We start from the raw sequence: 11,536 nt of genomic DNA, 5'->3' as shown, positions 1-11,536 counted from the left end.
TCCTCCACCGCGAGCGCCCGCTCCAGCTCCGAGCGGTGCGCGACGGTGTCCTCCAGCGCGTGCTCGGCCGCCTCCAGCGCGGCCTCCAGCTCCGCCTCCTGCTCGCGGATCCTGGCGGCCTCCCGCTCCATGTCCTCGGGCTCCCGCCCCCGCCGGTCGTCCGTGGACGGCGCGGTCGCGCTCTTCACCCGCGCGTCGGCCAGCGAGATCGTGCCCCGTACCCGCTCCGCCAGCTGCGACAGCTCGTACCAGGTCTGCTGGGCCCGCTGGAGCCTCGGCGCGAGCCGCCGTACCTCGTCCTCCAGCTCGGTCTCCCGCGTCAGCGCCGCCTTGAGCCGCCCCTCCGCCTCCTCCTTGCGCTGTTTCAGCTCGGCCTCGTCCGCGATCTCCGTGCGCAGCGCCTCGCGCAGCCGTACGAGATCGTCGGCGAGCAGCCGCAGCCGCGCGTCGCGCAGGTCGGCCTGGATGACGGCGGCCCGCCGGGCCACCGCCGCCTGCCGCCCGAGGGGCTTGAGCTGGCGGCGCAGCTCGTCGGTGAGGTCCTGGACGCGCGCCAGGTTCGCCTGCATCGAATCGAGTTTCCGCAGCGCTTTCTCCTTGCGCTTGCGGTGCTTGAGCACACCCGCCGCCTCCTCGATGAAGGCCCGGCGGCCCATCGGATCGGCGTGCAGGACGGAATCCAGCTGGCCCTGTCCGACGATCACGTGCATCTCGCGGCCGATACCGGAGTCGGAGAGGAGTTCCTGGATGTCGAGAAGCCGGCAGGTGTCCCCGTTGAGCTGGTATTCGCTGCCGCCGTTGCGGAACATGATCCGCGTAATGGTGACTTCCGCGTAGTCGATCGGCAGTGCGCCGTCGGAGTTGTCGATCGTGAGCGAGACCTCGGCGCGGCCGAGCGGTGGCCGCCCGGTCGTCCCGGCGAAGATCACGTCCTCCATCTTTCCGCCGCGCAGCGATTTCGCGCCCTGTTCGCCCATGACCCAGGACAGCGCGTCCACGACGTTCGATTTACCGGAGCCGTTCGGGCCCACCACACAGGTGATGCCCGGCTCGAAGCGCAGTGTCGTGGCGGACGCGAAGGATTTGAACCCGCGCAGGGTCATGGCCTTGAGGTGCACGCCGCCGGACTTTACCCCGCTCCCGTCGCCGTCCGGCGGTTTCGCCGCCGAACGCGCAGGGCACATCAGACCTTAGGAAAGGGCGTCGTACGGTCAACCTCGCTGTGTACAACGGAAGATGGAAAGAAAGAAGGGACGCCGAAGCGTCCCTTGCATATCTTGCTGAATGGTGCCGAATCTGCGTGAGTGTGACTCACCTGGCCCCGACGGGGGCTGTCATCAGGTGAGCGCAGGCTCTCCCTGGTGGACCTCGATGTCCATGTTCTCGAACATCGAGTCTCCGGGGTGCTGTGCGACGGCGGCGTTCAACGCGTCGTTCTCGGACTGGATCCGTACCAACTCGGATTCGAGGTCCTGGACACGCTTCTGAAGCCGTCGCATCTCGGCGAGGAGTCGCGGGTCGGAACCGCCGACGTAACCGAGAAGCGCCTTTGCCATGATGGATGGTCCTCCACACTGAGTGACCGACCGTATGCGGTTGGGTCATAGGGGAAATCGCACCCGCGGTGCCTGACAGTGCTTGCTCCACTGCGGTTCTTACTGCCAAACAGCTAAGGTGCGCGGGGATTCCAGAGTCTCACCAAAAAGTTTGACGGTCAACACGATCATCGCCCGCGCAGGCCGTCGGCCCGGGGGGCTCGGCCGTCGGAACGCGGCACCGCCTCACCCACGGGCCCCTGCGGGCGTGGAGATCATCGTTAGTCGCGCAGCCTCGCACGGCGGGGCCATTTTTGGCAACCACCAGGTCAATGGCGACGTCGTCGGGTGCCGAGGACCCCCGCCGGCCCTCCGGCCGGGGTCCTGAACGCCGTCCCGGACGGCCGGCTCAGCGGATCGCGAAGTCCTCGTACCCGCCGCGCGCTGTGCCCCATATCTCTGTCACCCCGTCGACCCGTCCGGGTGTGTCGTCCGAGCGCAGCCACTCCAGGAGGCCGTGGCACTTCTCACGCGCCCCTTCCGCCACCACCTGCACCCGGCCGTCTTCGAGGTTGAGCGCGAATCCGGTCAGCCCGCCGATCTCCAGCGCGTTCGCCCTGGTGAACCAGCGGAAGCCCACTCCCTGTACTCGTCCGCGCACCCAGGCGGTGAGTCGTACGTCGTCATTCACGGCCACACGTTATCCCCGCCAATCGGCCGTACGACACGGCGGCCCCGGACGCCATGGGCTACAGTCCGGTCACAATGAGCCTCACTCGTAAGGGTGAGGCACATTGCTATCAGGATCATGTCGAGAGCATGAGGAAGGCACAGTCGATGGGACGCCATTCGCGCTCCGCCGCCGTACCCGCCGCTGTTGACTACGCGGACGTCACGGCAGGCAGGCACCGGGGTGGTGCACGCCGGAAGCGGCGGGTCGCCGCCCCCGTGAGGACCGGACTGCTCGGCGCCTCGGCGGCCATGGCCGTCGGCGCGGTGGCGGTGGCCTCGGGGCTGCTGCCCGGCGGTGACCAGTACAACGTCGGCGGTGGGCCGACCGGTGAGCAGGTACGCACCGACGGCGCGCCGGAGCTGCTGGAGCAGGGCGGCGCCTCCGCCGAGCCCACGGAATACCCGTCCGCCTCCGTCTCCGCCTCGCCGTCCACACCGGGCCGGGTGCCGACCACCCCGGCCAAGAAGCGCGCCGCCACCCCGGCGAAGCCGTCGGCCGGCGCGTCGAAGAAGGCGGAGGCCCCGGTCACCCGGGCGCCCGAGACGAAGAAGACCGAGGCCCCCGCGACGCGGGCCCCGGAGCCCGAGCAGACGACCCAGCGCGCGGCGGAGAGCCAGGGGCAGGGCCCCGCGGCGGCGTCCGCGGCGACCGCCGTCCTCTCCCTGGTCAACGACGAGCGGGCGAAGGCCGGGTGCGCCCCGGTCAAGGCCGACGCCTCACTGGCCGGGCTGGCCCAGGACTTCAGCGAGGACATGGCCGCGCGCGGCTTCTTCGACCACACGGATCCCGACGGGAAGACCCCGTGGGACCGCGCCGACCAGGCCGGGGTGCAGAAGCTCGGCGGCGAGAACATAGCCAGGGGGCAGGCCGACGCCCAGGCGGTGATGGACTCGTGGATGAACAGCGAGGGCCACCGCGCGAACATACTGAACTGCGACTACACCCGGTTGGGCGTAGGAGTGCACACCGGCACCGGCGGCCCGTGGTGGACGCAGGACTTCGGGTTCTGACAGCACCACCCGTACGGAACCGCCTGGACCCGCCTACACCGCCGTACGCGGCGGGCGCTGGCAGTGCGGGCAGAAATAGCTGGAGCGGTTCATCCACGGCCTGCGCCGGATGGGGGTCCCGCAGCGCCGGCACGGCTCGCCCTCGCGGCCGTACGCGTCCAGCGACCGGTCGAAGTAACCCGATTCGCCGTTCACGTTGACGTACAGGCTGTCGAAGCTGGTGCCGCCGACGGCGAGCGCCCCGTTCATCACGTCCCGCGCGTGACCGAGCAGTTCGACGGCGCGCGGCCGGGGCAGGGTCGCGGTGGGGCGTTCGTAGTGGAGCTTGGCGCGCCAGAGCGCCTCGTCCGCGTAGATGTTGCCGACGCCGCTGATCAGTGACTGGTCGAGGAGCGCGCGCTTGACGGTCGTACGGCGCAGGCGTAGCGCCTTGTAGAACGCGTCGTCGTCGAATTCCGGGTCCAGGGGGTCCCTGGCGATGTGCGCGATGACGTCGGGCACCCCGTCGGGGGAGTTGTCGTGCAGCGAGAGCCCGCCGAAGGTGCGCTGGTCGACGAAGCGCAGCTCGGTGCCGAGGGAGTCGGCGAACCGGATCCGGATCCGCAGGTGTTTCTCGTCGGGTGTGGTCTCCGGCTGGACGAGGAGCTGGCCGCTCATGCCGAGGTGGCCGAGGATCGAGGCGTCGGTGTCGGCGAGCGGGAGCCAGAGGTATTTGCCGCGCCGGCGGGCCGTGCCGATGGTGTGGCCGGTGAGGCGGGCCGCGAAGTCCTCGCCGCCGGCGAGGTGGCGTCGTACCGCGCGTGGGTGCAGGACGTCGGTCCCGGCGACGGTCCGGCCGCTGACCCAGCGCTCCAGACCACGCCGTACCACTTCGACCTCGGGCAGCTCGGGCACGGGACTCCTCGCGGGACGGCCGGACGGGACACGGCCGGACGGGACACGGCCGGACGGACGGGACGGACAGGAAGGGACTGGAGCGGAACGGGCGACGCCCCTCACACCGGGATCCGGTGCGAGGGGCGTGTCAAGAAAGCCGTACGGCTGACCGGGTTGCCGGTCAGGCCTTGGCCGCGTCCGCGGAAGCGGGGTCGGCGGGGACCACGGCGTCAGGATCGATGCCGTGCCCGGAGTGCCCGGACTGCTGCCCGGATCCGGAGCCCGGACCCGAGCCGTTGACGGACCCCGAACCGTTGGCGTCGGGGCCGGACGGCGCCACGTCCCCGGGGACCCCCGGGGTCTCCGGGGCCGGGTCGGCCCCTTCGATGTGGACGACGTTCTTCTCCGCCGCCGCCCGCGCGTCCGCGTCGGCCCTGATCGACCGCCACGCGGACTCCGCCGCCTGCTGTTCCGCTTCCTTCTTGCTGCGGCCGGTGCCGGTGCCGTACGAGACACCACCGACGCGGGCGGCAGCAGTGAAGGTCTTTTCGTGATCGGGGCCGGTTTCCGTGACGAGATACTCGGGAACGCCGAGACTCTCCGCCGCGGTGAGCTCCTGGAGACTGGTCTTCCAGTCCAGGCCGGCTCCGAGGTTGGAGGACTTCTCGATCAGCGGGTCGAAGAGCCGGTGCACCAGCTCCGAGGCCGCGTCGAGACCCTGGTCGAGATAGACGGCGCCGATCACCGCTTCAAGGGTGTCGGCGAGGATGGAAGCCTTGTCCCGGCCACCCGTGCCCTCTTCGCCCCGGCCGAGCCGGATGAAGGAGCCGAGTTCCAGGCCGCGGCCCACTTCCGCCAGCGCACGCGAGTTGACCACCGCGGCCCGCAATTTGGCCAGCTGGCCTTCAGGCAGGTCGGGATGGGTGCGGTACAGCGTGTCCGTGACCACCAGGCCGAGCACCGAATCCCCGAGGAATTCGAGCCGCTCGTTGGTGGGCAGACCGCCGTTCTCGTACGCGAACGAACGATGGGTCAGCGCACGCACCAGAAGGGCGGACTCCAGCTGATAGCCGAGCCGCCCTTCCAGAAGCGTGGGGGACGAGGCCGTACTGACGTTGTCTGCCTGCTTCTTGGCAGTGGACAGTTCAGACATCGTGCCTCTCACCAGCCGCTCAGACCTCGAGGACCTGGCGCTTGTTGTACGTGCCACAGCTCGGGCACGCGATGTGCTGGAGCTTCGGCTCCTGGCAGCGCTCGCACGACACCAGGGTGGGGACCGCAGCCTTCCACTGCGACCGGCGGTGGCGCGTGTTGCTGCGCGACATCTTCCGCTTCGGAACAGCCACGGCTACTTCTCCTGCTTCTCGTCGACGCCAGCTGCGGCGCCGCCCATGTTGTCCTTCTCGCCGTCCTTGACGGTTTCGGCGAGTCCCTGCAATGCCGCCCAACGGATGTCGACGGCGTCGTGGTGGTGACCGGGATTCTCCTCCAGCCTGATTCCGCATTCGGAACACAGGCCGGCGCAGGTCTCCCGGCACACCGGCTGCATCGGCAGTGCGAGCACCACCGCATCACGCAGCACAGGTTCGAGGTCGAACAGTCCGTCCTCGATGAACAGCGTGTCCTCGTCGTCCTCGGCGTCGTCGCCGGGCTCCGCACGGGTGCGGCCCCGGTCATCGGCGTCGTGGTACGAGAACAGCTCCTGGAAGTCCGCCTCGACCTGTTGGCCCAGCGGCTCCAGACACCTTACGCACTCCCCCTCGGCCGTCGCACGGGCGGTGCCGGTGACGAGCACGCCCTCCATGACGGATTCGATACGGAGAGTCAGTTCCACCGGGCCGCCCTCGGGCGTTCCGATGACCCCGCCGATGCCGAAGTCCTGGGGCGCGGGGACCGTCCTGGTCAGCTTCCTGAGCGCACCAGGACGCCGCCCCAGCTCGTGTGTGTCGAACACGAGGGGGTCGCGGTGGTCGAGGCGCGCGTTCAGGGCTGTTCCAACTTTCGGATCGTGGAGGGGCCGCCACAGTGTCGCGGAACGAAGAGGGCGGCGGGGGCCGCGGACATACACGCGGCCGAAGAGCCAGGGTACTGGACCGGCCGCCGTAGGCCCAATCCGGGCCCCGGATGCCTCAGCGGCCCTGTTCGTACCGGCGCAGCTGGTCGAGGTCGATCATGCTGGTGTCGAAGAGGCTGGTCTCGTCCAGGGCGCCCTGCTGGTCGGGGTGGGCCTGGCCGGGCCGGTGCTGCGGTGGCTGCGGTACGGCCGGCTGCTGGCCGGCGGGCTGCTGCCAGCCGTAGTTCGGGTCGTAGCCCTGGGCCTGGCCCTGCTCCTGGCCGTACCCCTGCGTGACGGGGGGCTGCTGCTGGTACGCGTACGGGTCCTGCTGGTAGCCGCCCTCGTAGGTGTCCTGCTGGCCGTATCCGGCGTACGCCTGGTCGGTGTACGCGGGGTCCTGGTAGCCGGTCTCCTGGTACGCGGCGGCCGGCTGCCCGTAGGCGGGGTCCACGTACGGCTGCTGGGCGGGGATCTGGGGCAGCTGCGGGGCCGCCGTCTCCTGCCCGGCGGGCTGCTCGCGCGGCACCTCCGCGAGGTCCGCCCAGTGGTCGGCGTCGCTGGTCCGCATCTGGGGGCCCGCCGCGTCCTGGGCGGCGAGGTGCGCGGCCAGGTCGTCGATCTCGGTCCTGCCCAGCAGCTTCTGCCGGCCGCGGCCGACGGCTTCGAGGGTCTTGGAGAGGACCGCCTCGAAGGCGCCGATCTTGGCGTCCACGTATTCGTCGGCGCGCCTGATCAGGGTTTCCGGGTCGGTGCTGTGCTCGGGGGCGTCGTCGGCGTCGTCACCCTCGGGGCCGTACCCCTGCTCACCGCGGCCCGGGTCGCGGCCCAGCAGCTTCTCGCGGCCGCGGTCGACGGAGCCGATGGTCTTGGTGAGGACGACCTCGAAGTTGGCGAGCTTGGAGTCGACGTAGTCGTCGGCCTCGGCCTTGACCTCGGCGGCGTCCCTGCGGGCCTCGGAGAGGATCCGGTCGGCCTCCTCCTGGGCGCGGCGGGCGACCGCCGTGTCGGAGATGAGGGTGGCGCGTTCCGCGTGGGCGGCGCCGATGATCCGGTCGGCCTCCTGGCGGGCCTCGGCGGCGAGCTGTTCGTGGCCGCCGAGCAGTTCCTGGGCCTGGGCCAGCGAGCCGGGGAGCGCGTCGCGCACCTCCTCCAGCATCGCGAGCAGCTCGGCGCGGTTCACCACGCAGGACGCCGACATGGGCATGGAGCGGGCACTGCCCACCGTGTCGACGATCTCGTCGAGCTTCTTCTGCACGTCCACCGTGTGCTCGCCACTCTCTCAGCTGGTTTGGAGACGGACGCAACGACTGTACGGCCAGTGGGAGCCGGTCTGACACCGGATGGGGGGCTGTCGGCCCGTCAGGACGTGCCGAGGCGGGCGGCGAGGGCGCGGTGGACGGCCGGGGGGATCAGGTGGGAGACGTCTCCGCCCCAGGTGGCGACCTCTTTGACCAGGGAGGAGGAGAGGAAGCTGTACACGGGGTTGGTGGGGACGAACAGAGTCTCGACACCCGAAAGGCCGTGATTCATCTGGGCCATCTGGAGTTCGTAGTCGAAGTCGCTGACCGCGCGCAGGCCCTTGACGATGGCGGGGATGTCGCGCTGCTTGCAGAAGTCGACGAGCAGGCCGTGGAAGGCCTCGACCTCCACGTTGCCGAACTCGGCGGTGACCTCGCGGATCAGGTCGATCCGCTCGTCGACCGTGAACAGCCCTTTTTTGGACTTGTTGATCATCACCGCCACGTGCACGACGTCGTACAGCTTGGAGGCGCGGGCGATGATGTCGAGGTGTCCATTGGTGATGGGGTCGAAGGACCCCGGACAGACGGCGCGGCGCAACTGAATTCCCTCGCTCTCCGGTCCGGTCATGGTGCGTCTTCGCACGTAGAGGCGGCGCGACCGTACCAAAACGTTCCCTCGCCGTAGCGACGGGACCGCAGGGGGTCGAATCCCTCGGGCCAGCCGAACTCCCCGCCTCTGGTGCTGCGTTCCACGGTGGCGACGGCGTCGCCCGTGAGCCACCCCTGAGTGCGGAGTGTGAGGAGGATCTCCCGAAGATCGTCATCGGTGACGGCGTACGGCGGATCGAGGAAGACCAGGTCGTACGGAGCGTCGGGGGCGGGTCCCGTGACGATCTGCTCGGCCTTGCCGGTACGGACCTCGGCGCCGGGCAGGCCGAGGGTCCTGACGTTCTCCCGGACGGTCCTGGCGGCGCGCGGGTCGGACTCCACGAGCAGGGCGTGCGCGGCGCCCCGGGACAGGGCTTCCAGGCCGATCGCGCCCGACCCGGCGTAGAGGTCGGCGATCCGGACGCCTTCGAGGGTGCCGAGGAGCGATCCCCAGCTGGAGAAGAGCCCCTCGCGCGCCCGGTCGGAGGTGGGGCGGGTGCCGGTGCCGGGCGGGACGGCGAGCCGGCGTCCGCCGGCGGAACCGGCGATCACGCGGGTCATGGGTGTCGCGAACCTCGGCTTTCGTGGGTCGGGGAGCGGGCGGGGCCGCGGATACTGCTCTCACGATAGGGCGTACGACCCGGCCGGGCCCGGTCAGCCCTTGTCCAGGTAGCGCTCGCGGTCGGCGTCCAGCAGCGCGTCCAGGGTCATGCGCAGCTCCGGGTAGCGCGCCAGCTCCGGGTCCTCGGCGACCACCGCGACGGCCTCCTCGCGGGCCGCCGCGATGATCTCCTCGTCGTCGATGACGGCGAGCATCCGCAGGGAGGAGCGCACCCCGGACTGGGCCTGTCCGAGGACGTCACCCTCGCGGCGCTGCTCCAGGTCGATGCGGGACAGCTCGAAGCCGTCCAGGGTGGCCGCGACGGCGCCGAGCCTGGCCCGCGCCGGGCTCGCCTCGGGCATGTCCGTCACCAGCAGGCAGAGCCCGGGGGCCGAGCCCCGGCCGACCCGGCCGCGCAGCTGGTGCAGCTGGCTGACGCCGAACCGGTCCGCGTCCATGATCACCATCGCGGTCGCGTTCGGCACGTTCACCCCGACCTCGATGACCGTCGTCGCGACGAGGACGTCCACCTCACCGGCGGCGAAGCGGCGCATCACGGAGTCCTTGTCGTCGGGCGGCATCCGGCCGTGCAGGATCTCGATCCGCAGACCGGCGAGGGGGCCTTGGGCCAGGTGGGCGGCGACCTCCACGACGGCGAGCGGCGGACGCTTCTCCGCGGCGTCGGCGGCCTTGTCGCCCTGGTCGGCGGCCTTGCCCCGGGACGGTTTCTTCTTGCCCGTCTCGTCCTCGTCGTCCCCGATCCTCGGGCACACGACGTACGCCTGGTGGCCCTTGCCGACCTCCTCGCGCACCCGCTCCCACGCCCGGACCAGGAAGTGCGGCTTGTCCTCGGCCGGGACGACATGGCTGGCGATCGGCAGCCGCCCCGCCGGGAGCTGGTCCAGGACCGACGTCTCCAGGTCGCCGAAGACCGTCATGGCGACCGTGCGGGGAATGGGGGTGGCCGTCATCACCAGCAGGTGCGGCGGCTGCTTGCCCTTGGAGCGCAGGGCGTCGCGCTGCTCGACCCCGAAGCGGTGCTGCTCGTCCACCACGACCAGGCCGAGGTCGTGGAACTTCACCTTGTCCTCGATCAGCGCGTGGGTGCCGATCACGATCCCGGCCTCGCCGGTGACCAGGTCGAGGAGCGCCTGGCGCCGGGCCGCCGTGCCCATGGAGCCGGTGAGCAGCACGACCTTCGTCGCCTTCTCGGCGCCGCCGAGCATGCCGCCCTGGGCCAGCTCGCCCATCATTTCCGTGATCGACCGGTGGTGCTGCTGGGCGAGGACCTCGGTCGGGGCGAGCATCGCGGCCTGCCCGCCCGCATCCACGACGGTGAGCATCGCCCGCAGCGCGACGAGGGTCTTTCCCGAGCCGACCTCTCCCTGGAGCAGCCGGTGCATGGGGTGTTCGGTGGCGAGGTCGGCGAAGATCTCGGCGGTGACCTTGAGCTGGCCGTCGGTGAGGGTGAAGGGCAGGCCCGCGTCGAGGGCGTCCAGCAGCCCGTCCGGGACGGGTTTCCGTGCCACGGCGGGGAGTTGGGCGTCGGCGTGGCGGCGGCGGGCGAGGGCGACCTGGAGGACGAACGCCTCGTCCCACTTGAGCCGCTCGCGCGCGTCCGCGATGTCCGCGCGGGTCTCGGGCCGGTGGACCTTGAGCAACGCCTCGGGCAGGGAGGCGAAGCCGCGTCCGTCGCGGAGCGCGGGCGGCAGCGGGTCGAGCGCCTCGGCGGCCCGGGGCAGGACCGCGTCGACCGCCTTGGTGATCTTCCAGGACTCAAGGCCCTTGCAGGCGGGGTAGATCGGGATGAGCTTGCCCGCGAACGCGTCGACCGCGTCCTCGCCGCTGTCGGTGCCCAGCGCCACGTACGTCGGATGGGCCAGCTGGAGCTTGCGGTTGAACACGGACACCTTGCCGGCGAACATGCCCCGGCTGCCGGGCGGCAGGTCCTTGTGCGGCTTGTGGATGCCCCGGCCGAAGAAGACCAGCTGGAGCCGGCCGCTGCCGTCGGTGAGGGTGACCTCCAGGCGCTGGCCCGAGCCGCCTCCGTACCGCACGATCCGGGAGTCGGCGACCTGGGCGACCACCGTCACGTCCTCCTCCAGCGGCAGGTCGGCGAGCTTGGTCAGCTGGCCGCGCTCCTCGTACCGCCGGGGGTAGTGGTGCAGGAGGTCGCCGACCGTGTGCAGGTCGAGGTGCTCGGCCATCACCTTCGCGGTGGCGGGGCCGAGCGTCTTCGTGAGGGATTCGTCCAGCGCTGACACACGATCCATTGCACACCACGGCACTGACAGAGAGCTACTCCACGCCGATGAGGAGGGGCGCGGACCGCCGGCCGCCCCGGTAGACGACGGTGTCGACCGCGAGATGCCCCTCCCGTACGTGGGCCTCCAGGCGGTCGGCGAGGGTGTCGGGCACGTCCTCGCCGAGGACCAGCGTCACCAGCTCGCCGCCCGCGAGGAGCATCCGGGTGAGCACGGCCTCGGCGGTGGCGGCGAGATCGGCGCCGATGACCGCCACGTCGCCCTCGATCAGGCCGAGGACGTCCCCGGCCTGGCAGATGCCCGCCATGGTCCAGGACTGCCGTTCCGCGACGGCCAGTTCGGCGTAGCGGGTGGCGCCGGCCGCGGAGGTCATGGCCACGACGTCCTCGTCGAAGCGGCGGTCGGGCTGGTGGACGGCGAGGGCGGCGATGCCCTGGACGGCGGCCCGGGTGGGGATGAGGGCGACCCGTACCCCTTCGGCGCGCGCCTGCTCGGCCGCCGCGGCGGCGGTGTGGCGCAGGGCCGCGTCGTTGGGCAGGAGCACCACCTCACGCGCGTGCGCGCGCCGGATC

At 71.0% G+C, this 11,536-nt stretch carries 12 protein-coding genes and 1 pseudogene; 1 reads left to right on the top strand and 12 read right to left on the bottom strand.

The features are described from left to right. From GT042_RS11845 to GT042_RS11835, 3 genes are all read right to left on the bottom strand, one after another. A partial coding sequence (locus tag GT042_RS11845) for an AAA family ATPase (protein ID WP_161308676.1) occupies positions 1–1,118 on the bottom strand: 1,118 nt, incomplete at its 3' end. A gap of 219 nt (positions 1,119–1,337) precedes the next feature. After that, positions 1,338–1,556, bottom strand: a complete 219-nt coding sequence (locus GT042_RS11840) for a hypothetical protein (RefSeq protein WP_161308675.1) — start codon at positions 1,554–1,556, stop codon at positions 1,338–1,340. Between the two features lie 388 nt (positions 1,557–1,944). Then, a complete protein-coding gene (locus GT042_RS11835; RefSeq protein ID WP_161308674.1) occupies positions 1,945–2,226 on the bottom strand; it encodes an acylphosphatase in 282 nt (93 codons plus the stop codon). A 146-nt stretch (positions 2,227–2,372) separates the two neighbouring features. Here GT042_RS11835 and GT042_RS11830 point away from each other — a divergent pair, with 146 nt between their 5' ends. Beyond that, positions 2,373–3,278 carry a CAP domain-containing protein gene (locus GT042_RS11830; RefSeq protein WP_161308673.1) on the top strand — a complete coding sequence of 302 codons (906 nt, stop codon included), beginning with the start codon at positions 2,373–2,375 and terminating at the stop codon, positions 3,276–3,278. A gap of 33 nt (positions 3,279–3,311) precedes the next feature. On the opposite strand, the gene mutM is transcribed toward GT042_RS11830, so the two are convergent. The 9 genes and pseudogenes from mutM to GT042_RS11785 all read right to left on the bottom strand — a co-directional run. Continuing rightward, positions 3,312–4,172, bottom strand: coding sequence for a bifunctional DNA-formamidopyrimidine glycosylase/DNA-(apurinic or apyrimidinic site) lyase (gene mutM / locus GT042_RS11825; RefSeq protein WP_161308672.1), 861 nt, complete (start codon positions 4,170–4,172; stop codon positions 3,312–3,314). A gap of 163 nt (positions 4,173–4,335) precedes the next feature. Next, entirely contained in the window at positions 4,336–5,307 is a 972-nt protein-coding gene (gene rnc, locus GT042_RS11820) for a ribonuclease III (protein ID WP_237530720.1), read from the bottom strand. A gap of 19 nt (positions 5,308–5,326) precedes the next feature. Then, a complete protein-coding gene (rpmF, locus tag GT042_RS11815; protein WP_003965982.1) occupies positions 5,327–5,500 on the bottom strand; it encodes a 50S ribosomal protein L32 in 174 nt (57 codons plus the stop codon). A 2-nt stretch (positions 5,501–5,502) separates the two neighbouring features. After that, on the bottom strand, positions 5,503–6,141 hold the full coding sequence (locus GT042_RS11810; protein ID WP_202532658.1) for a DUF177 domain-containing protein: 639 nt from the start codon (positions 6,139–6,141) through the stop codon (positions 5,503–5,505). A gap of 142 nt (positions 6,142–6,283) precedes the next feature. Continuing rightward, the gene (locus GT042_RS11805; protein WP_161308671.1) at positions 6,284–7,471 is read right to left on the bottom strand and encodes an ATP synthase F0 subunit B; all 1,188 of its coding nucleotides are present in this window, start codon (positions 7,469–7,471) and stop codon (positions 6,284–6,286) included. 98 nt (positions 7,472–7,569) lie between these two features. Next, the gene (gene coaD, locus GT042_RS11800) at positions 7,570–8,049 is read right to left on the bottom strand and encodes a pantetheine-phosphate adenylyltransferase (RefSeq protein WP_202532656.1); all 480 of its coding nucleotides are present in this window, start codon (positions 8,047–8,049) and stop codon (positions 7,570–7,572) included. Between the two features lie 26 nt (positions 8,050–8,075). Beyond that, the gene (gene rsmD, locus GT042_RS11795; RefSeq protein WP_161308669.1) at positions 8,076–8,660 is read right to left on the bottom strand and encodes a 16S rRNA (guanine(966)-N(2))-methyltransferase RsmD; all 585 of its coding nucleotides are present in this window, start codon (positions 8,658–8,660) and stop codon (positions 8,076–8,078) included. 93 nt (positions 8,661–8,753) lie between these two features. Further along, on the bottom strand, positions 8,754–10,973 hold the full coding sequence (recG, locus tag GT042_RS11790) for an ATP-dependent DNA helicase RecG (RefSeq protein ID WP_161308668.1): 2,220 nt from the start codon (positions 10,971–10,973) through the stop codon (positions 8,754–8,756). Between the two features lie 25 nt (positions 10,974–10,998). Continuing rightward, a pseudogene (locus GT042_RS11785) lies at positions 10,999–11,536 on the bottom strand (dihydroxyacetone kinase); the annotation flags it as partial.

The organism is Streptomyces sp. SID3212, from assembly GCF_009865405.1.
In the GTDB taxonomy this organism is placed as follows: domain Bacteria; phylum Actinomycetota; class Actinomycetes; order Streptomycetales; family Streptomycetaceae; genus Streptomyces.
The sequence above is the reverse complement of the archived record's forward strand: the minus strand, read 5'-3'. Positions and strand labels throughout refer to the sequence as shown.

Excerpts from the sequence above, each read along its gene's own strand:
- GT042_RS11840 (WP_161308675.1), bottom strand. The coding sequence starts at position 1,556 with ATGGCAAAGGCGCTTCTCGGTTACGTCGGCGGTTCCGACCCGCGACTC.
- GT042_RS11830 (WP_161308673.1), top strand. The coding sequence starts at position 2,373 with ATGGGACGCCATTCGCGCTCCGCCGCCGTACCCGCCGCTGTTGACTAC.
- rnc (WP_237530720.1), bottom strand. The coding sequence starts at position 5,307 with ATGTCTGAACTGTCCACTGCCAAGAAGCAGGCAGACAACGTCAGTACG.
- rsmD (WP_161308669.1), bottom strand. The coding sequence starts at position 8,660 with ATGACCCGCGTGATCGCCGGTTCCGCCGGCGGACGCCGGCTCGCCGTC.
- recG (WP_161308668.1), bottom strand. The coding sequence starts at position 10,973 with ATGGATCGTGTGTCAGCGCTGGACGAATCCCTCACGAAGACGCTCGGC.